The organism is Nocardia carnea (assembly GCF_029868855.1).
In the GTDB taxonomy this organism is placed as follows: Bacteria; Actinomycetota; Actinomycetes; order Mycobacteriales; family Mycobacteriaceae; genus Nocardia; species Nocardia carnea_A.
In genome coordinates this window covers 20093-40903 of record NZ_JARWOV010000254.1, presented here as the reverse complement: position 1 = coordinate 40903, position 20811 = coordinate 20093, and the positions used below count along the sequence as shown (strand labels likewise).

16 protein-coding genes are annotated in these 20811 nt (G+C 67.4%); 11 read left to right on the top strand and 5 right to left on the bottom strand.

What is annotated here, in order from left to right:
• Window positions 1-4: 4 nt before the first annotated feature.
• Window positions 5-844 carry an alpha/beta fold hydrolase gene (locus QH195_RS26520; RefSeq protein WP_280437403.1) on the bottom strand — a complete coding sequence of 280 codons (840 nt, stop codon included), beginning with the start codon at window positions 842-844 and terminating at the stop codon, window positions 5-7.
• A gap of 180 nt (window positions 845-1024) precedes the next feature.
• Between QH195_RS26520 and QH195_RS26515 the strand changes: the two genes are divergently transcribed.
• The 5 genes from QH195_RS26515 to QH195_RS26495 all read left to right on the top strand — a co-directional run bounded on the left by QH195_RS26515 (window position 1025) and on the right by QH195_RS26495 (window position 7902).
• Window positions 1025-2233, top strand: coding sequence for a sensor histidine kinase (locus QH195_RS26515; RefSeq protein WP_280437402.1), 1209 nt, complete (start codon window positions 1025-1027; stop codon window positions 2231-2233).
• Window positions 2230-2907: a response regulator transcription factor gene (locus QH195_RS26510; RefSeq protein ID WP_280421343.1), complete on the top strand. Its 678-nt coding sequence runs from the start codon at window positions 2230-2232 to the stop codon at window positions 2905-2907. The genes QH195_RS26515 and QH195_RS26510 overlap by 4 nt, the downstream gene beginning before the upstream one ends.
• A gap of 408 nt (window positions 2908-3315) precedes the next feature.
• Window positions 3316-4296, top strand: a complete 981-nt coding sequence (locus QH195_RS26505) for an alpha/beta hydrolase (RefSeq protein WP_280437401.1) — start codon at window positions 3316-3318, stop codon at window positions 4294-4296.
• The gene (locus QH195_RS26500; protein ID WP_280437400.1) at window positions 4293-6152 is read left to right on the top strand and encodes an ABC transporter ATP-binding protein; all 1860 of its coding nucleotides are present in this window, start codon (window positions 4293-4295) and stop codon (window positions 6150-6152) included. Before QH195_RS26505 ends, QH195_RS26500 begins: the two co-directional genes overlap by 4 nt.
• A gap of 28 nt (window positions 6153-6180) precedes the next feature.
• Window positions 6181-7902 (top strand): ABC transporter ATP-binding protein, encoded by a 1722-nt coding sequence (locus tag QH195_RS26495; protein ID WP_280437399.1) that lies wholly within the window; start codon window positions 6181-6183, stop codon window positions 7900-7902.
• Between the two features lie 34 nt (window positions 7903-7936).
• Here QH195_RS26495 and QH195_RS26490 read toward each other — a convergent pair whose 3' ends face one another.
• Entirely contained in the window at window positions 7937-8578 is a 642-nt protein-coding gene (locus tag QH195_RS26490; RefSeq protein ID WP_280437398.1) for a TetR/AcrR family transcriptional regulator, read from the bottom strand.
• A gap of 59 nt (window positions 8579-8637) precedes the next feature.
• On the opposite strand from QH195_RS26490, the gene QH195_RS26485 reads away from it, so the two are divergent.
• From QH195_RS26485 to QH195_RS26460, 6 genes are all read left to right on the top strand, one after another.
• Window positions 8638-10185 carry a flavin-containing monooxygenase gene (locus QH195_RS26485; protein WP_280437397.1) on the top strand — a complete coding sequence of 516 codons (1548 nt, stop codon included), beginning with the start codon at window positions 8638-8640 and terminating at the stop codon, window positions 10183-10185.
• A complete protein-coding gene (locus QH195_RS26480) occupies window positions 10182-11012 on the top strand; it encodes an SDR family NAD(P)-dependent oxidoreductase (RefSeq protein ID WP_280421337.1) in 831 nt (276 codons plus the stop codon). Before QH195_RS26485 ends, QH195_RS26480 begins: the two co-directional genes overlap by 4 nt.
• Window positions 11013-11029: 17 nt before the next feature.
• Entirely contained in the window at window positions 11030-11953 is a 924-nt protein-coding gene (locus QH195_RS26475) for an alpha/beta hydrolase (protein ID WP_280421336.1), read from the top strand.
• Between the two features lie 120 nt (window positions 11954-12073).
• Window positions 12074-13867, top strand: a complete 1794-nt coding sequence (locus QH195_RS26470; protein WP_280437396.1) for an AMP-dependent synthetase/ligase — start codon at window positions 12074-12076, stop codon at window positions 13865-13867.
• A gap of 134 nt (window positions 13868-14001) precedes the next feature.
• Window positions 14002-15291 (top strand): patatin-like phospholipase family protein, encoded by a 1290-nt coding sequence (locus QH195_RS26465; protein ID WP_280437395.1) that lies wholly within the window; start codon window positions 14002-14004, stop codon window positions 15289-15291.
• Between the two features lie 14 nt (window positions 15292-15305).
• Window positions 15306-16727 carry an HAD-IB family hydrolase gene (locus QH195_RS26460; protein ID WP_280437409.1) on the top strand — a complete coding sequence of 474 codons (1422 nt, stop codon included), beginning with the start codon at window positions 15306-15308 and terminating at the stop codon, window positions 16725-16727.
• Here the strand turns inward: QH195_RS26460 and QH195_RS26455 are convergent.
• The 3 genes from QH195_RS26455 to QH195_RS26445 form a co-directional block, all read right to left on the bottom strand.
• The gene (locus tag QH195_RS26455) at window positions 16724-18202 is read right to left on the bottom strand and encodes a DHA2 family efflux MFS transporter permease subunit (RefSeq protein WP_280437394.1); all 1479 of its coding nucleotides are present in this window, start codon (window positions 18200-18202) and stop codon (window positions 16724-16726) included. The genes QH195_RS26460 and QH195_RS26455 overlap by 4 nt on opposite strands.
• 207 nt (window positions 18203-18409) lie before the next feature.
• On the bottom strand, window positions 18410-19315 hold the full coding sequence (locus tag QH195_RS26450) for a glycine betaine ABC transporter substrate-binding protein (protein ID WP_280437393.1): 906 nt from the start codon (window positions 19313-19315) through the stop codon (window positions 18410-18412).
• Window positions 19316-19522: 207 nt separating this feature from the next.
• Window positions 19523-20728, bottom strand: a complete 1206-nt coding sequence (locus QH195_RS26445; protein WP_280421347.1) for an NAD(P)-dependent malic enzyme — start codon at window positions 20726-20728, stop codon at window positions 19523-19525.
• Window positions 20729-20811 lie beyond the last annotated feature (83 nt).

Sequence of the window (20811 nt, the reverse complement as noted above, 5' to 3'; positions counted from 1 at the left end):
CGGTTCAGTCTCCCGGACCCGGCGGGCGGCCGACGCGGTCCGCGACTTTCCGAGCGATTTCGGTCGCGTGGGTGAGCACCAGCTGGTGATCGGCATCCAGCCAGGTAGTGGTGATATCCGGCCGCGCGCGGGCGAGTCGGTCGATTCCGGCACGCCAGTTCCGGTTGCGCCACCGGGTCCGCTCGTCGGCACCGGCACCGGCCATCGCGGTCGACATGATCATGCTTACCGGAACGCCGATATCGCGGTACCGGTCGAGAAGCGGGCCGGTTCGGATCACATCGAGTTCCAGGTTCAGTTCGAGTACCTGCTCTGCGGTGAGCAATACCCGGTGGGCGCCGTCTGCCGCCGCGTCCACCGAGTTCTCCCACATTGCCCGGAACTCGCGCACATCGGCGGTGGGCAGGAACGGTTCGGGTATCGGGTTCGCTCCGTCGATGAGCACCAGCCCGGCCACGGCCCCGGGATGCTCACTGGCATAGTGCACGACCAGGTCGGCGCCGAGTGAATAGCCCACGAGCACGGGCGCCGGATCGAAGATCCGCACTGCCTCCATGACCGCGCTCAGATCCCCGAGGAACCCGGCGAACGAGTACCGCGGGGCGACCGAGCTGAGACCGTGCCCACCAAGGTCGAAGGTCACCACATCGTGGTCGCGCCGCAGCAGGTCGATCAGAACCTGCAACCCGGTCTGCGTGGAGTACAGGCCGGGACAGAAAACGACGGGTCGCCCGGAGCCGCCACGGGATACCGAAACGGTGACGCCGTCGTGGTCGATCGAGCAGTGTTCCCGGTCGGGGTGCTGCCCGCCGCGCGCCTGGATGTCTTCGGGTCCGCTGGTCATGACAACCATGGTGCGAGGTTTACCCAGCGTCAAGGTCAACCTCTGCCACGGCAGGTCTCCCACGGTGCCGCCACCTACGTCGGTACGCGTAGGCCGGGTGCGATCGGGTACGTCACTCGCCGTAACAGGTGACGCCCCGAAGGGGAGCACGAGCCGACCGCGGTCACGTACTGTCACGGTATGGATCAGCGGGCGGTGTCTCGAGAGCTGTCTGCCCGGATTGCGCGGCGGCCGACGTGGTTCCCGGATATCGCGCTGGCGTTGTCCGTCACGGTGATCCAGGTGCTCAGTGCGATGGTTCCGGTTCCGCTCGAGCCGGCATCGACGCCGGTGTCGGGAATCGGATACGTCCTGCTGATCGTGAGCGGTGTGGCCGTGGTCGCGCGCCGGAGACGGCCCGTCGCGGTTTTCGCGATCACCGGTGTGGCCAGCCTGATCTATTTCTCCTTCGACTTTCCCGATCGAGCGTCCTACCTCGGTCTTTTCGTCGCCCTGTACGCCGTGGCCGCATACGGCGACGGGCGCCGATCACTGCGGATCGCGGGCGCGGGGATCGCGATACTGTCGGTCGGCTGGGTGATCGCCGGTGCCGATGTGGAGCCGGTATCGGCGATCGGCTGGGTGTTCTTCCGGATCGGCGGGGCAGTGATCGCCACCATGCTCGGCGAATCCGCGCGTTCCCGCCAGGTGATGGCCGCGGATGCGCAAGAGCGCGCGGAGCTGGCAGAACGCTCGCGTGACGAAGAGACCCGGGCGCGGGTCGACGCCGAACGGCTGCGGATCGCCCGCGAGGTGCACGATACGGTCGCCCATGCCATCGCGATCATCAACGTGCAGGCCGGGGTCACCGCGCATGTGCTCGACCGGCGCCCGGAACAGGCCCGGGAAGCGCTGCACACCATCGAACAGACCAGTTCCCGTGCCCTGCACGAAATGCGCGCCATCCTCGGCGTACTCCGCGACGGCGGTGACCGCGAACCGTCGCCCGGGCTCGACCAGATCCACGAGCTCACCGGCAAGGCCCGCGAGGCCGGGCTCGATATCGCCGTCGTACAGCCCGAACCGGTGCCGGCGCTGCCGAGCGCGGTGGGCAGCGCAGCCTACCGCATCGTGCAGGAATCCATCACCAATGTGATCCGCCATGCCGGTCCGACCCGGGTGACGGTGACACTGGAACCCGTGGTCGACGCCCTGCACATTCGAGTAACCGACGAAGGACGCCGCGCGCCCGCCTCCGGGCACAGCGGTTCGGCATCGGGTCGCGGGATCATCGGGATGCGCGAACGCTGCCGGCTGCTCGGCGGCGAACTCGACGCGAAACCGCGCCCCGGCGGCGGATTCGAGGTCACCGCCAGTCTGCCGCTCGTTCCGGCGGGGGCGCGTCTGTGAACCCCACACCGCCGATCAAGGTTCTGCTCGCCGACGACGAACGGCTGGTGCGTTCGGGTTTCAAGGTCCTGCTGGACCTGGAAGACGACATCACGGTGGTCGGGGAAGCCACCAACGGCGCGGAAGCCGTCGAACTGGCCCGCAGCACCCGCCCCGATGTCGTGCTCATGGATATCCGGATGCCGGTCCTGGACGGGATCCGCGCCACCGGCCGGATCGCCGAAACCGCCGGGCTGGAGCAGGTCCGGGTACTGATCCTCACCACCTACGACACCGACGACAACGTCTTCGAGGCACTCCAGGCAGGCGCCAGCGGGTTCCTGCTCAAAGACGCGGGGCCCGCCGAACTCCTGCACGCCATCCGGGTCATCGCCGCCGGTGACGCACTGCTCGCGCCCCGTATAACCCGCCGCCTCATCGGCCAGTTCACCGCACAGCGCCGGGCCGCACGGTCGGCGGAGGATCGGCTGGGGGTGCTCACCGATCGGGAGCGCGAGGTTCTGGCGCTGGTGGGCCAGGGTATGAGCAACGACGAGATCGGCGCCGCCCTGTTCCTCAGCCCGGCCACCGCCCGCACCCATGTCAGCCGTGCCATGGTGAAACTGGGCGCCCGGGACCGCGCACAGTTGGTGGTGATCGCGTACCAGACCGGGTTGTGTGATTCGGCTCCGTAGGCCGCCGCAGCAGTAGCTGCCGTCCCGGCACTCCTGACAAATCGCGTACGCCGCCCGTAGCGGCAATGGTGTGCCCGCACCTCGCAGGGCGCGGACTCGCCTTGCTCGCCCGGCACGGACGAGGTTTGTTCCCGCGCAGGTGGTTACGACAACGAATGCAGCCGAGAAGTTGCGGTACAAGTATTCACGTATTCGCTGCTGGTATCCGCCGACCCGGACGACTACGACCACCGCAGTATCCGACGGCTCGACCGGTACGCGATTTCACGTAGACAGCGACTCCCGCTGCCCGAAGCGCAACCCACCCGGCCGGCACCACCATCGAGGTACTCCGCGATCGACCCCGCCGGGGACCGAACGCGGTTCGGTACGAAAGGCATAATCATGCGAGGCAGAGTTCCACTGCGAATGCGTATCCTGACCAAGCTGCGACCGGCCCCGGACTGGGATTCGGTCACCCCGGAGCAGTTCGTCGCATTCCGGGCGGCGCAGAACCGATTGCGGGGGTCGGTGCTGTTGCGACCCCTCACCGGCCGACCCGATCGCGCGGCCCGGATCACCGGCGACACAATCGATCTGCCCGGCCGTCGACTGAAACTCCGGGTATACCGGCCGAAGCGGGAGGGCCCACCCCTACCGCTGGTGATCGCCTTCCACGGTGGCGGTCTCATCAGTGGCTTCCCGGAACAGGACGATTGGCTGCTCGCCCATCTGGCCGCGCACTGCCCGGCCGTGGTGATCTCGCTCGACTACCGGCTGGCGCCCGAATACCCGGTGCCCGCGCCGGTGCAGGACGCCTACGACGCCGTCCCCCGGCTGGCCGAGCTCGCGGCCGGCTGGGGTGCGGATCGCGACCGGATTGCACTGCTCGGGTCGAGTGCGGGCGCCACGCTCGCCGCTCTCATCGCGATCCGGTCCGTCGAATTCGGCCCCGGTCTGCGCGCCCAGGTGCTGATCAATCCCCTGTTCGACTGGACCGATCGCGCCTTCGAGTACCCCTCGTTCACGGAGAACGCGGAGAGCCCGACGGCGTCGCCGGCCGAATGCCGCGCGCTGCCGCGTCTCGCGGTCCCCGAGCATTTCGATCGCCGGACGATCTCCCCGATGTACAGCGAAGGACTGAAGGGGGTGGCACCGGCGCATATCCTCGCCGCGGGTCTGGACCCGCTCGAGGACCAGTCCGCGGCCTACGCCGACCGCCTGCGCTGCGCCGGGGTCGAGGTGACGCTGACCCGGTATCCCGAAGCGACACACGCCTTCCTGAGCCTGCCGGGCGCTGTCCCGGCCGCCCGGCGGGCCCGCGCCGAAATACTCGATCATCTTCGCCACCGGTTGGCCGGCGAGCGGCGCACGACCGCACCGGCGCCCGGAAGGCAGGTTCGGCGATGACCACCACGGAACTCACCGAGCCGGTTCAGCTGTCCGGGACCGCGGTGGATACCTCGGCGCGGCACGGCATCGCCGGCGTGCTGCGCGCTCACCTGTGGAGTTTCGCCGCGGTGGTCGTGCTGCAGATCGTGGGTGCGGTAGCGGGTCTCGCGCCGCTGCTGGCGGTCGTCGAACTGGGGCGCACCCTGTTGTCGCCCGGCCCGGTCGATGAAGGACGTATCTGGTTCGTCGTGGTCGCGGGTGCGCTCGGATTGTTCGCGCAACTGCTGTTCACCGGCGCGTCGACGGGTATCGGGCATCTGGTCGACACCCGGGTGCAACTGGCGTTTCGCCGGTTGCTCGCCGAGCGGCTGGGGCGGTTACCGCTCGGCTGGTTCTCCCGCCGCCGGACCGGTGAACTGGCCAAGGTGGTCGGCGAGGACGTAAGCGCGGTGCACCCGTTCATCGCGCATACTCCGGGCGAACTCGTCTCGGCGTTCGTGGTGCCACTGGTATCGCTGATCTACCTGTTCACCGTCGACTGGCGGCTCACCTTGATCACCCTGATCCCGGTGGCACTCGCGCTGGCGGTGGTGCCGCTCATGATGACACCGGCCCGGCTGCGCGAACAGCGGGCATTCGATGCTGCGATGGGACGGATCGCGGATTCGGTGGTGGAATTCGTGCAGGGTATCGCGGTGGTGAAGACGTTCGGGGAGTCCGGGCGCGCGCATCGCCGTTTCCGCACCGCCGCCGACGAGTTCGCCGATATCTTCCTGCGGATGGTGCGAGGCCTGGCACCGCTCGGCGCCACGATGCAAGTGGCGACATCGCCACCGTTCGTGCTGCTGGTGGTGTTGACCGGCGGGGCGGCGCTGATCGCGAACGGTAGTATGGCACCCGCCGATCTACTACCGTTCCTGCTGCTCGGACTGGGTTTGACGGCACCGGTGGCGGCCCTGGGACACGGCTTCGACGATATGCAGACTGCACGGCGCGCGGTGGACCGCATCGGGAACGTGCTCGCCGAACCATCGCTCCCGCAACCGGCCCGCCCGGTCATGCCACGGGGACACCGGGTGGAACTACGTGATGTCCGATTCGGTTACGACACCGGGCACGAAGTACTGCGCGGTATCGACCTGACGCTCGAACCGGGCACTGTCACCGCGATCGTCGGCCCGTCCGGCAGCGGAAAGTCCACGCTCGTACAGTTGCTGCCCCGATTCTTCGACCCGGTGTCCGGATCGGTCCGGGTGGGAGGTGTGGATCTGCGCGAGATCGCCGACCGTGACCTCTACCGCACGGTGTCCTTCGTCTTCCAGGACGTGCGGCTGCTGCGTGCGTCGATCGCCGAGAACATCGCCCTGGCGGTCCCCCGTGCCGACCGCGCCGCAGTGGTCCGGGCGGCGCGGCTGGCGAATATCCACGACCGGATCCTGGAACTACCGCGCGGATACGACTCGGTGATCGGCGTGGATGCGGGGCTGTCCGGCGGTGAGGCACAGCGGGTCTCGATCGCCCGCGCCCTGCTCGCCGAGACCCCCGTGCTCGTCCTCGACGAGGCGACCTCCTTCGCCGACCCGCAGACCGAACAGGCTGTTCGCACCGCCCTGTCCGCCACGGCCGGTGACCGGACAACCGTTGTCATAGCCCACCGCTGGGAGACGGTCGCCGACGCCGACACGGTCGTGCTGCTGCGCAACGGGCAGATCGCCGCTTCCGGCCGGCCCACCGAACTGCTGGCCGCCGGCGGCGAGTTCGCCGCCTTCTGGCAGTCGCGCCGGGGCAGCGGCACACCCCAGGACGTAGACATTCGAGAGGAGGACGGCGCGACAGCGGCGAGCTCGGACTCGACGCGCCCCGTCCGGCCCTGACGGGCTGGGTTCCGCGCCACGAAATCATATGATCCGCATGCTGTTACGGGTATTGGGCCATTCCTACGCCCGGCCGGTGCGCCGCACCATTGTCCTGATGACCATCACCGCTGTCGCGGAAGGAATGTCCTACGCACTGCTGGTGCCGGTGCTGCGAGCCCTGTTCGGCGAGGAGCCGGCCGCCGCACGGGCACCGCTGGTCGCGTTCGGCGTGGCCGTCGCCGGGTACGCGCTGCTGCGCTATCTCAGCGATCTGTCCGGCTTCCGCGCCGGGACCACGCTGTTGCGCGGCGTGTACCACCGGCTGGGCGACCATCTGGCCCGGTTGCCCATCGGCTGGTACACCGCCGACCGGATCGGCGAAATCTCGGTGCTCGCCGGTCGCGGGGTACTCCAGGCGATGAGTGTGATCGCCCATCAGCTGGCCCCGCTCGTCTCGGCCACCGTCACGCCGTTGACCGTCGTCGGTGTCATGCTCGTCTTCGATTGGCGACTGGGCCTGGCCGCACTGGCTGCCGTGCCGATCGTGGTGGCGATCCAGATCCGGTCCGGTCGCGCCATGGCCGCCGGTGATGCCGAACGCCACGCCCGCGATCAGGAGGCCGCCGGGCGGGTTGTCGAATATCTCCAGGCCCAGCCGGTGCTCCGCGCGGGCGGCCGGACCACCGAACGTTTCCGGATGCTCGACGACGCGTTGCGCGGGGTGGAACGAGCGGCCCGGCGCAGTACCCTGTCCGCGCTGACCGGCGTGGCCGGCCTGACACTCGTCGTACAGATCACTTTCACCGCGCTGCTGGCTCTGGGCGCGTATCTGGCGCTGGGCGGCGATATCGGCGCGGCGGAATTGCTCGCAGTACTGGTACTGGCGGCGCGGTGCACCGAACCGCTGCTGTCCCTCGCCGAACTCGGCGGCCAGTTGCGTGCGGCACGCGCCGAACTGACCCGGCTCGACGCCCTGCTGCGCACCCCACCGCTGCCGGAACCGGCCGACCCGGTCCAGCCGGCGCGCCACGACCTCACGTTCGAATCCGTGACCTTCGCGCACGACGGCCGCAGGGTCGTCGACGATCTCTCGCTGTCGGTACCGCAGGGCCGGCGACTGGCGATCGTCGGGCCATCCGGCGCGGGTAAGAGCACGCTGCTGCAACTGATCGCGCGTTTCTACGATGTGGACGCGGGAGCCGTGCGGATGGGTGGCGTGGATATCCGCGCGATCGGCACCGAAAACCTGATATCGCAGATCTCCTTCGTCTTCCAGCATGTGTATCTCTTCGACGGCACGATCGAGGAGAACATCCGCCTCGGCCGGCCGGATGCCACGGACGCACAGGTTCGGGCGGCGGCGGCCGCGGCTCAGCTGGACGAGGTGGTCGACCGGCTCCCCGACGGCTGGAACACGAATGTCGGCGAGGGCGGCGCCCTGCTGTCCGGCGGGGAACGGCAGCGGGTCTCGATCGCTCGGGCCCTGCTCAAGGACGCGCCGATCGTGCTGCTCGACGAGGTGAGCTCGGCACTGGATCCGGTGAACGAGGCGGCGGTGCACGAGGGAATCGAACGGCTGATGGCGGGCCGGACGGTCGTTATGGTCGCGCACCGGTTGCATACGGTTCAGCGGGCCGACCGTGTCGTCTTTCTCGAACGCGGCCGGATCGTGGAGGACGGCAGCCACGACGAACTGCTGCGCCGGGGTGGCCGGTACGCGGATTTCTGGGCTGTCGCGCGGACACCGGCGGCAGGCCGACGGACCTGAAACGGGGAGGTCACCGGTCGACCCGGTGACCGACTCAGGACCGGAGGGCGGCGGCGAGGGCCGGGTTGACCGCCGTAGACAACGCCAGCAACGACTCCACCAGCAGGTCGATCAGTTCATCTCGCGCAATGGTTTCCGCGCTGAGCCAGGACAGCGTGGTTTCCTCGGTGAATGCGACCCAACCGCGCACCGACAGCAGCAGGCGGGGATCTTCGCGTTCCTGATCGGACAGTGGTACCTCGGAGAGAATGATGTCGACGATCGCTCGCCGGGTTTGCGACACCATGTCCGCCAGCGCGGGATCGGAACTGGTGGGGCCACGCAACAACGCCAGGTACGAGGTGCGGTTCTCGCTGACGTAATCGATATAGCGGCTCACCGAATCACGCAGCATCTCGGCGAGGCCCAGGCTGGGATCCGGTACGACTCGTACCAGCAGTTCCGCATTCGCCTGCTGCACTACGGCCAGTTGAAAGTCCTGCTTCGTCGGAAAATAGTGGAACAGCAACCCGCGAGAAATACCCGCCTGAGCTGCGATTTCACTAACCGAAATATCCTCGATGGCCCGTTCGCCGAGCATTTTGACACCGAGGGTGATCAGCTGTGCCCGCCGCTCGTCCGGGCTCAGGCGGACGCGTTTGGCGGTTTCTCCCTGGCTGATACTCACTCCGTCCATCCTACTGAACGCTGCTCAATACTGTTGACTCCGGCTCAATAGAGTTCTAGTCTGGGTACATGAGTCGCAAGGTTACAGACAAAGCTGTCGCCAACCGCACAGTCCGCCACCTGCGGACGATCATCATCGGCAGCGGTTTCGCCGGCCTCGGCCTCGCCATCCGGCTGACCCAGCAGGGCCGGGACGATTTCCTGGTGCTGGAACGCGGCAGCGATGTCGGCGGCACCTGGCGGGACAACACCTACCCGGGCGCCGCCTGCGATGTGCCCTCGCACCTGTACTCCTACTCCTTCGCGCTGAACCCCGACTGGTCACGCTCGTTCTCCCGGCAGGGCGAGATCCAGGCCTATATCCAGGGTGTCGCCGAGAAGTACAACGTGCGCGATAAGCACATCTTCGACTGCGATGTCACCAGCGCTCGCTGGAACGCCGACACCGCCCGCTGGGAGATCACCTCCAGCAAGGGCGATTTCACCGCCGATACCGTGGTCTCCGCGGTCGGCGCGCTGTGCGAACCCAATCTGCCCGATATCAAGGGCATCAACAGCTTCGAGGGCGAGATCTTCCACTCGGCGCGGTGGAATCACGATTCCGACCTCACCGGTAAACGCGTCGCCGTCATCGGCACCGGCGCCTCGGCCATCCAGATCGTCCCGGCCATCGCCGAGAAGGTCGCGCACCTCGACGTCTACCAGCGCACCGCACCGTGGCTGCTCCCCCGGCTGGACCGGCCCTACACCTTGCCGGAGCGGCTGGCCTTCAAACACATTCCCGGTGCCCAGCGGCTGTCCCGGGCCGCCATCTACGCCATGCGCGAAACCCAGGTGGTGGGCCTGGCGAAATTCCCGGCACTGATGCGCGGGTTCGAGGCGCTGTCCAAGGCCAAACTGCAGTTCGAGATCCGCGATCCCGAATTGCGCAAGAAGGTCACCCCGGACTACCGGATCGGCTGCAAGCGCATGCTGATCTCCAACGAGTACTACCCGGCGCTGGATCGCGACAATGTCGATGTGGTCACCGACGGTATCGGCGAGATCCGCGCGAATTCCATCGTCACCAAGGACGGGACCGAACGCGAGGTGGACGCGATCGTGGTCGCGACCGGGTTCCACGTCACCGATTCCCCCACCTACCAGACCATTTTCGGCCGCGACGGCCGCAGCCTCTCGGAGGTCTTCGAAGAGATCGGCCAGCAGGGTTACAAGGGTTCGGCGATCGCCAACTACCCGAACCTGTTCTTCCTGCTCGGCCCGAATGTCGGGCTCGGCCACACCTCGATGGTGTACATGATCGAATCGCAGATCAACTACATCGCCGACGCGCTGGCGACCTTCGAACGCCGTAACCTGCGCACCGTCGAGGTCCGCCGCGCCGCACAGGACGCTTTCAACGCGGACCTGCAGCGCAAACTCGCCAAGAGCGTCTGGAACACCGGCGGATGCGCCAGCTGGTACCTGGACAAGCACGGTAACAACACCACGTTGTGGCCGGACTTCACCTTCGAATTCCGGCGGATCACAAGGAAATTCGATATCGCCGCCTACGATACGACCACGGCGGCCGACGCCCCCGCCCGCCCCGATCTGAAAGTAGTGACTGCACAGTGAGCAACGAAGCTTATTTCCGCAACAAGGTCTGTGTCATCACCGGTGCCGGGTCCGGTATCGGCCGCGCGCTGGCCGTGAACCTGGCGCGTCGCGGTGCGAAGCTGGCGCTCTCCGATATCGATACCGAGGGCCTCGCCGAAACCGTGCGCCGCTGTGAACAGCTCGGCGCCGAGGTGAAATCGGACCGGCTCGATGTCGCCGAACGCGAGGCCGTCCTGCTGTACGCCGACGCGGTGAAACAGCATTTCGGTGTCGTGCACCAGATCTACAACAACGCCGGTATCGCCCACCACGGCGATATCGTGAAAACCGATTTCAAAGACATCGAACGCATCATGGACGTCGATTTCTGGGGTGTGGTGAACGGGACCAAGGCGTTCCTGCCCTATCTCCTGGAATCCGGGGACGGGCACGTGGTGAACGTTTCCAGTCTGTTCGGCCTGATCGCCGTCCCCGGGCAGGCCGCCTACAACTCGGCCAAATTCGCGGTCCGCGGATTCACCGAGGCGCTGCGCCAGGAGATGCTGGTGGAGAAGGCACCGGTCAAGGTCACCTGTGTCCATCCCGGTGGTATCAAGACCGCTGTGGCACGGAACGCCACCTACAGCGACGATATCGACGGCGCGGACGCCAGCTCGAAATTCGACAAATACCTCGCCATCCACAGCCCGGAAATGGCGGCCGAAACCATTGTCGACGGTGTGCGTAAGGGCCGGGGCCGGGTACTGATCGGCTGGGAAGCCAAACTGCTGGATCTGTTCGTCCGTACGGCCGCCTCCGGTTACCAGCGCATCGCGGTCGCCGTCGAACGCCGATTCCTGCCCTGACCGGGAGATAGACCGATATGCGAGATATCGCCCTCCCGCTGCCGTTGATCCGGGCGTTCATGGGCCCGCTGTACCGATTGTCGTTCGACCACCGGCTGCCGTTCCGGGTGCAGCGCGCTCTGATCGACGCCGCCTCGATCCTGCAGCCGGTACCCGCGAGTGTGCGGGTGGAGAAATTACGGCTGGGTGGACGCCCGGCCGAACGGCTCGCCCCGCGCACGCCGGCCACGACCGACCCCGCCGCCGTGCTCTACCTGCACGGCGGCGGTTATACCGTCGGCTCACTGGCCACCCATCGCTCGCTCAACGGCCGCCTGGCCGCCGCGACGGAACTGCCGGTCTACGCGATCGACTACCGGCTGGCGCCCGAGCATCCCTATCCCGCGGCGCTCGACGACGCCGAGGCCGCCTTTCTCGAACTGGTCACCGAGTACGGCTACCGGCCGGACCGGATCGCGATCGCCGGTGATTCGGCGGGCGGCGGTCTCTCCCTGGCCCTGGCCCAGCGGCTCATCGCCCGGCACGGGTATACCCCCGCAGCCCTCGGCCTGATCGCCCCCTGGGTGGATCCGAACGAGCTGTCCGAACGCCCGCGCGATCTCGTGGTCAACGGCCCCTGGTCGCGGGCGTGCGCCGCGGCCTATCTGGGCGGCGGCGATTGCCACGATCCTGGCTACGCTCCGCTGCACGGCGTGCTCGCCGGGCTACCCCCGGTCTACATCCAGGCCGATATCGATGAACTGCTGCACCCGCAGTGTGTCGACCTCACCGCCGCGCTGCGTGCGGCCGGGGTCGGGGTGGAGTTCACCGAGAGCCGCGGGCTCTGGCATGTCGCCCAGTTACAGGCCGGCCTGGTCGGCCCGGCGGCCACCGTACTGGGCGAAATGGCCGGCTTTCTGCGGCACGCCATGGATGAGCAACCCGCGAGCGACATAGGATGAACTGATCAGGACTCGTGAGCCCGGCCGCCATGTGAACTCTGCGCATTCACGGGTGGCCCGCCATCGCACACTGCCGGTGGCGTAAATTACCGACCAGTAAGCACAGAGGGAAAGGCAACGATGCGCGAGTTCGAAGCCCCGGCTTCCTACACCATCCCGGAGGACGCGAACAATTCCGATGCCGTGTTCCGGCACGCGAAGGAATCCCCCGCCGCGGTCATGTTCAACGTCCCCGACGGCCGGGGCGGCTGGCGCGATGTGCGGGCGGAGGAGTTCGCGAAAGCGGTCACCGACGTCGCGAAGGGACTGATCGCCTCCGGTATCGAACTGGGCGACCGGGTCGCCATCATGGCCGCCACCCGCTACGAGTGGGCCCTGCTCGACTTCGCCATCTGGGCGGCCGGTGGCTGCACCGTGGCCATCTACGACAGCTCGGCGGCCGAGCAGGCCCGCTGGATCCTGCAGGATTCGGCCACCGTGCTGCTGATCGTGGAGAACGACAAGCACCGCGGCGTGATCGCCGAGATCGACCCGTCCGAACTGCCGCAACTGCGCGAAACCCTGCAGATCGACTCGGGCGCGATCGACACCCTCATCGAACGCGGCGCCGAACTCGACGACCAGGCCGTGCACGACCGCCGCGCCCAGGTGACCGCTGCCTCCCCGGCTACGCTGATCTACACCTCGGGCACCACCGGGCGGCCCAAGGGCGTCATGCTGACCCATGCCAACCTGTGGGCCGAATCCCGGTCCGACCGGATCGCGCTGGCCTCTTTCCTCTCGCCCGGTAAGAAGACGCTGATGTTCCTGCCGCTGGCGCATGTCTTCGCTCGCGCCGTGGGGCTGGCCGCCTTCGACGCCAAGGTCACCGTCGCGCACACCTCCGACTGGAGCACGCTGGTCGCGCAGTTCGCCGAACACCGGCCCGACTTCGTGCTCTCGGTACCGCGCGTTTTCGAGAAGGTGTACAACGCGGCCAAGCAGAAGGCGCACGACGAGGGCAAGGGCAAGATCTTCGACGCCGCCGCAGCCACCGCGATCGCCTACAGCGAAGCCCTGGAAAAGGGCAAACCCGGACTGCGGCTGCAGGCCCAGCGCGCCCTGTTCGACAAGCTCGTCTACGGCAAGCTGCGGGCCGCACTCGGCGGCAACTGCCAGGCGGCGGTCTCCGGCGGCGGGCCCCTCGGCGCCCGGCTGGGACATTTCTTCCGCGGTATCGGCGTCACCATCTACGAGGGCTACGGCCTCACCGAGACAACGGCCGCCATCACGGTCAACACCCCGGAACATATCCGCGTGGGCTCGGTCGGCCGCCCGATCGAGGGACATGCCGCCAAAATCGCCGACGACGGTGAACTGCTGCTGCGCGGCTCCGTGGTGTTCGACGGATACTGGGGCAACGACGATGCCACCGCCGACGCGTTCGAGGACGGCTGGTTCAAAACCGGCGACCTCGGGGCGATCGACGCGGACGGTTTCGTCACCATCACCGGACGCAAGAAGGAAATCATCGTCACTGCCGGCGGTAAGAACGTCTCCCCCGCCGTCCTCGAGGATTCGCTGCGCGCCCATCCACTGATCAGCCAGGTGATGGTGGTCGGCGACGGTAAACCGTTCATCGGCGCGCTGATCACCCTGGACCCGGAGGCTCTGCCGGGCTGGAAGGAACGCAACAATATCGCCGCCGATGTCGATATCGCGAAGCTGGTCGAGACCCCGATGCTGATCGCCGAGGTGGAGGCCGCGGTCGCCGAGACCAACAAGAAGGTCTCCAAGGCCGAGCAGATCAAGAAGATCAATATCCTCAACGTGGACTGGACCCAGGAAACCGGTGAACTCACCCCGAAGATGTCGCTGAAGCGCTCCGTGGTGATGAAGCAGTACGCCGACGAGGTGGAGAAAATCTACAGCTGACGAACCCACCCCGGCCACGGCCCCGATCGGCGATTCAGCGGGTGGGGGCCGTGCGCGTTCCCGGCATGCGGCGATCGTCCGGCGATCTCAGCGGAGCGTAAAAGACGATCACTCTGGATGCGAATTTCTCTGGTGTGCGCAAGAATTCGTCGGCGGGCGGGGTCGGAACGGAACCGGAAGTCGAGTATGCGCAACAGGCCGCGGGTGAGTATCCGTATCGCTGTCCACCAGCTGTCGCCGGCAGCAGCGGCGGGCTGCATACTGTGACCGGCCATGCCCCGGCCGAGCCTTCCGGTGGGAGAATCGAAAAGTACTGGAATCCCGATCACCCGGTTCTCGAAATACTGCGCCGGCGGCGGGACTCCGGAAGTACACCGGGCAATCGCCGCGATTCCGCCAAGGTCGCGTTGACCGTCGCGGGCGGCGGAATGCGCGGCGCGATATCCGCGGCCATGTGCGCTCAGCTCGAGGACGCAGGATTCAGGGATGCGTTCGATATCGTCTACGGGTGTTCCGCGGGCGCGATCAATGCCGCGTATTTCCTTTCCCAGCCCACCGGCACCTGCTGGTACCCGTTGTCGATCTACTACGAGGATCTCTCCCGTGGGCGGTTGATACGGTACTCGGGGCCACTACGCGGGCGCCCGGCCCTGGATCTCGACTACGTCTTCGAAGAGGTCCTCGGCTCGAAAAAGCCGCTGCACTACGGTGCGGCCGTCGGATCGCAGGCGAGTTTGGTGGTGCTCACCACCGATCTCGACGCCCGCGAAACGTACGCTGCCCGTGACTTCGCTTCCGAGGAAGAATTGAAAGCCTTCCTCCGGGCGGGAGCACGACCACCGTTGGCGGTGCGGGGTGAATCGCATATCGACGGGCGCCGGCTGGTGGACGGCGCTCTGCTGGCGCCGCCGCAGTTCCGGCTGGCCCTCGCGGACGGCTGTACTCACGTCCTCGCCCTCGGAACCCGACGTTTCCGGCGCACCGACACCGGGATCTCGAATCACGCCGCCGGGGTAACCCTGGCGAACCGCGCCTACGCGCGCTACCTCGAGCGGCTGCGAGACGGCCTGGGCCCGGCTTATCTCGCGGCGATACGACGTCGCCGAGGCGATCGAGAACGGTTGTTCCGGCTCGGCTTCGCATCGGACGGGCCGGGCCCGCACGTACTGAGCATCGCCCCGCTACCGTGGATGAACCCGATCCGCTTCCACGACACCGATCCGAACCGGATCTTCGAGGGAATCCGGGACGCATACGCCGTTTCCCATTGCGCTACCGAAGGAATCGGAGTCGGCAACCTCCGGGACGGACTCGTGCGCACCGTACCGCGGGTCGCCGTGGCCGGTCCCGGCGGGCCTCGAACGCGGCAGATCCGGCACCCGGCCGGAACCGGCGGCGCCGAATTGCTTGTCTCGCAACAATGACCGGTGTGAACACCATGGGAGAACCGGTCCAGGCGATGCTTCAGGCAATACAGGCAGCACCCGATGGACCGCATACCGCCGCCTTCTTCGATTTCGACGGCACGCTGTTCGAAGGGATCAGGCCCCGCCGCTCGCTCACCACGCGGCCGGCCGGCGGGAACAACACCGAGGTCCTGCTCCGTGGACTGTCCGGACTGAAGACCGACGCGCACCGCGGAAGTCTGCTGCGCATGATTTCCGAGACCTGGCGCGGTATGCCGGTGGCAGATCTCGTATCGGTCGAAGAGCGGCTGTGCGACGACTACCTGTCCCGCAATCTCTATCCGGAGGCTTGGGAACTCGTACGCGCACACCATCGCGCAGGCCATACCGTGGTTCTGGTCACTTCCGCGACACCGTGGCAGACCCGGCTGCTCGCCCGGGAACTGGAGATCGATCATCTACTGTGCACGGAACCGGAGGTTTCCGGCGAGAAGTTCACCGGTGCGATCGCGGGTGAGCTCGTATGGGGCAGGCACAAGGCCGACCTCGTCGAAAAGTTCGCTGTCGATCACGATATCGACCTCGGAAACAGCTTCGGTTATTCCAACGGCGGTGCCGATATTCCTATGCTGCGGGCGACCGGCCACCCGGCAGCGGTGAATCCCGACCGCGATCTCGCCGTCGCCGCCACCGGCAACGGCTGGCCGGTGTTCCGGTTCGAGCCCCGCCGCAGCAGCCCCTACCATATCGCCCGCACCCTGCTCGGGGCCCTCGCACTGATCGGCGCCGCAGGTGCAGCGTTCCTGTGCTCACCCGGCGACCGCCACACGACGCGAAAACGGATCCTCAGATGGGCACCCGGCGCGGCGCTCCGCTGCGCGGGCCTGCGCGTACATGTGACGGACGCAGGAAACGCGCGGGCGACCCGTCCGGCGGTGTTCATCTTCAATCACCAGAGCATGATCGACAGCCTGATCGTTCCCTATATCGTGGGCGATTCCTTCACACCGGTGGTCACCCACAAGGCCGAGCGCTATCCGATCTTCGGCCGCCTCCTGCGTGCCGTCGACTCGCTGTTCATCGACCGATCCACGCCCGGCGGCGCCCAGCAGGCGCTGAGTTCCCTGATAACCGAACTCGACGCAGGTAAGTCGGTCGCCATTGCTCCGGAAGGCCGTATCTCGCCGACGCCCCGGTTGCAGAGTTTCAAAAAGGGCGCATTCCACCTCGCCATGCAGGCCGAGGTGCCGATCGTGCCGATCGTCATCCGTAACGCCGGCCGCGCGATGTGGCGCAAAGGGCCCGTTGTCCGGCCCGGGACCATCGAGGTGGCCGTTCTCGACCCGATCGATACCGCCGGCTGGCAGCCGGAGACTCTGAACCGGGAAGTAGCCGATATCCACCGCCGGTATCTCGATACATTGCAGCGCTGGCCCGGCACCGACTCGCACTAGTGCGAGACCGAATCCGCGGGCTCCGGCTCGGCCGGACCCGACGCCCGGCCCACCGGGTTACGGATGAACAATGCCGAGGCCACCACACCGATCAGTAGCAGCGCCGCGGGCAGGAAGGTCGAGGTGCTCAGCGCACTGCTGAACGCGTCCCGCACCTGTTCGGGTACCTGCGCCGCGCCCATCCCTTCACCTGCCGGCTGGTCGCCCAGGCCCTCGGCACTCATCCGGGCAGCCACCAGGGCGCTGATCGCGGCACTGCCGAGGACCGAGCCCACCTGGCGGGTGGTGTTGTAGACCCCGGCACCGGCCCCGGCCTGATGGATCGGCAGGTTGTGGGTGGCGGTGGTGGCCAGCGGTGCCCAGATGAACGAGTTGGACAGGCCCGCAACCGCACCCGCGAGCACCATCCAGGTGATATTCGCATGCGGGTTCCGCATCACCAGCGCCATCCAGGCGGTGGCGATGGCGAACAACAGGAAACCGGTGGTCGGGATGAGGCGCGGATGCCAGCGTCCCGACAGTTTGCCCACCACCGGCGCCGCTGTACCCGAGATGATCGCCATCGGCGCAAGGACCAGCGCGGAACGAGTGGGGGTCATACCGTGCACGGCCTGCAAGTAGAAGTAGATCGGCACCATCACCGCGGTCACCGAGGCGCCCATACTGGCGATCGCCAGATTCGACAGCGAGAAATTGCGGTCACGGAAAAGGCTCAGCGGCAGCAGCGGTTCCCCGGACCTGCGGGCCTGGGTCACCACGAAAACCGCCAGCACCACGAGTCCCGCGACGATCATCACCCAGATGGTCGCCGACCAGTCGTTGGTGTTGCCCTCCTGGATGCCGAACACCAGCAGGAACATGCCGGCCGCGCTCAACACGACCCCCAGCAGGTCGAACTTGTGCCGATGAGTCGGCAGGGACGGCACCAGCCAGACCGCGAGCGCGAACGCGACGATCCCGACCGGCACGTTGACGATGAAAATCCATTCCCAGCCGAGCCCGTCGACCAGCAACCCGCCCAGAATGGGGCCGATCAGCGTCGCCAGGCCGGCGACGGCGCCCCACAGACCCATCGCGGCGCCGCGGCCGTCCGGCGGAAAGGTGCGGGTGATCACCGCCATGGTCTGCGGCGTCATGAGCGCGGCGCCCAGCCCCTGCACCGCGCGGGCCGCGATCAGGGTTTCGATATCACCGGACAGCCCGCACCACAGCGAGGCCAGCGTGAATACCGCCAGGCCGATCAGATAGATGTTCTTCGGACCGAATCTGTCCCCGAGCCGTCCCGTGATCAGCAGCGGTACCGCGTAGGTGAGCAGATACGCGCTGGTCACCCAGATGACGTTGGAGATATCGGCGTGCAGATCGGTCATGATCGCCGGGTTCGCGACTGCCACGATGGTCACATCGAGCAGGATCATGAAGAATCCGACGACCAGGGCACCCAAGGCCAGCCACGGATTACGTCGAGTGGGCATGGATTCCATTCCTGTCCCGGCGGCGCGGAATGCGCCGGCTCATGGATCTGTCGCGGTGCGGCGCACCGCCCGGCCCGCCACCGGCCGACCCGGGACCGGGGCGCGCGGCACCGGTCTCGGGTTCATGTCGTGGTCACTGTGCACTACAGGTACGACATCGCGGGCCGCACCAAGATTCCGGGCATCTCGGACCGATCGTAACCCGTGCTACAGACCGTGCGCGTCCAGCCAGGTTCGGGCCAGCTCCGCCGGATCGGCGCCCTCGTCGCGAACGCGCAGCACCAGCACGGCGAGTTCGTCGGTGGTCAGTTCTCCTGCCACATAGTTCAGTTTCTCGGTCTGCTGCTCGTCCAGCACACCCTTGCGGAGGACGGCGACGGGATTCTCCGCGCGAATCGCATCCCCGGAATCGGCCAGCACGGTCAGGCCGTCGGTACCACCGGGCAGGAATTCGGCCGGACCACCCAGAACGGCCACCTGAATCCGGCCGTCGAACAGCGCCCGCCTGAGTTCGGCGAGGTCGGTGAACTGGTGGGTCGCGGTGAACTCACAGCCCGAGATCCGCGCCGCGACCGCCGGAAGGTCCAGCAGACCCGGTACCGCCGCCGTCCCTGCGGTCAGCCCGGAACACTGATTCGCCAGATCCTCGACCGAGCCGATCCCGCGTTGTTCGGCAGTGGCGGTGGTGACCAGTACCCGGGGCTCGAAATCGGTGCCGTCGGCGGGATCGGAGGTGAGGGTGTCCTGGGGCAGCGAGCCGTTCAGTTCCGCGGTCACCACCTTTACCGTCTCTGCGTCCGCCCCGATGTTCAGCTCGGCGAGCAACGCGCCGTTCTGGTCGGCCGCCACCGTGACCGTCCCCGCCGCCAATGCGGCCAGCACCTCGCCACGGTCACCCAGCCCCGGCTCCACCCGGACCGCGGCCCCGGTCCGCGCCAGCGCCTGCGCGTAGATCTCCGCCAGCAGCCGCGACTGTGCCGGCTGCTGTGCCCCCACCACCAGCGGATCGGCCGCCTCCCCGGAACCGCAGGAAACACTCAGCACGGCCAGTGCCGGCACCAGCATCCGCCCCACGATACGCACCGACGCGGCCAGCACCATCGCGCGTGACACCCACTTCCCGTAACCAGCCCGCCGCACCCGGTCCCGGGCGCCCGACAGCCCGAATCTACCGCCGCCCACGCTCCCCGTAACGCGCGCCCCACGGCCGTCCACACCGGTGCCGGGACATCCCGCGGCGCCGAAAACTGCAGCACCCGGTCATTGGTGACGACCGGGTGCTGCAGCTGGGTTACCGCCCGGGTAAGGCGGAACGATTTATCAGGCCACGCCCTCCGCGCGTGCGGCGGCGGCGACGGCATCGGCGACCGCCGGGGCAACCCGGGGGTCGAGCGGGCTGGGCACGATCTTGTCGACCGCGAGTTCGTCGGCGACCACGCCGAGGATGGCGTCGGCGGCGGCGATCTTCATGCCCTCGGTGATCCGCCGGGCACCCGCGTCGAGAGCACCCTTGAACACACCGGGGAAGGCCAGCACATTGTTGATCTGGTTCGGGAAATCACTGCGGCCGGTGGCGACGATCCCGGCGTACTTGCGGGCCACCTCCGGGTGGATCTCCGGGTCCGGGTTGGACATGGCGAACACGATCGCTTCCGGCGCCATCGAGGCGATGAGTTCTTCGGCGATGGTGCCCGCGGACAGGCCCAGGAACACATCGGCACCGGTCAGCGCGTCCGCCGCGGAGCCGGTGAGACCGCGCGGGTTGGTGCGCTGAGCGAGATCGGCCTTCACCGCGTTGAGATCGGTGCGGTCGCGGCTGACGATGCCCTTGGAGTCCAGCACCGTCACATCGGGGATACCGGCGGCGAGCAGGATATTGGTGCATGCGACCCCCGCGGCGCCGGCGCCGGAGACGACGACCTTCAGGCCCGAGGTCGGCCGGCCCTGCACCCGGGCGGCGCCGTTCAGCGCCGCCAGCACCACGATGGCGGTGCCGTGCTGGTCGTCGTGCATCACGGGGCAGTCCAGCGCCTCGACGACCCGCTTCTCGATTTCGAAGCAGCGCGGCGCGGAGATGTCCTCCAGGTTCACGGCACCGAAGCTGGGCCGCAGGCGCACGAGGGTTTCGACGATTTCGTCGACATCCTTGGTGTCCAGCACGATCGGAATGGAATCGAGCCCGGCGAATTTCTTGAACAGCGCCGATTTGCCCTCCATCACCGGCAGCGAGGCGCGCGGGCCGATATCACCGAGACCGAGCACCGCGGTTCCGTCGCTGACGACGACCACCAGGCGGTCCGTCCAGGTGTAGCGCTTCGCCAGTTTCTCGTCCTCGGCGATCGCGCGGCTCACCTGCGCCACCCCGGGGGTGTAGGCGATCGACAGGTCGCGCTGCGTCTCTAGGGGCGCGCTGAGCTCGACCGAGAGCTTGCCTCCGAGGTGACCGGCGAAGATCTCCTCGTGAGTGATCGCCGCGAGGTCTTCGGCCTCGCTCTTGCTGGCGGTGGCGTTCGGTGCGTCAGTCACAGAGGACACGATTTCACTCCTGCTGGTTGCGGTCGTAACCGGTGGACGGTTACCGCCGGGTATTTGGTGTTATCTGCGTCATA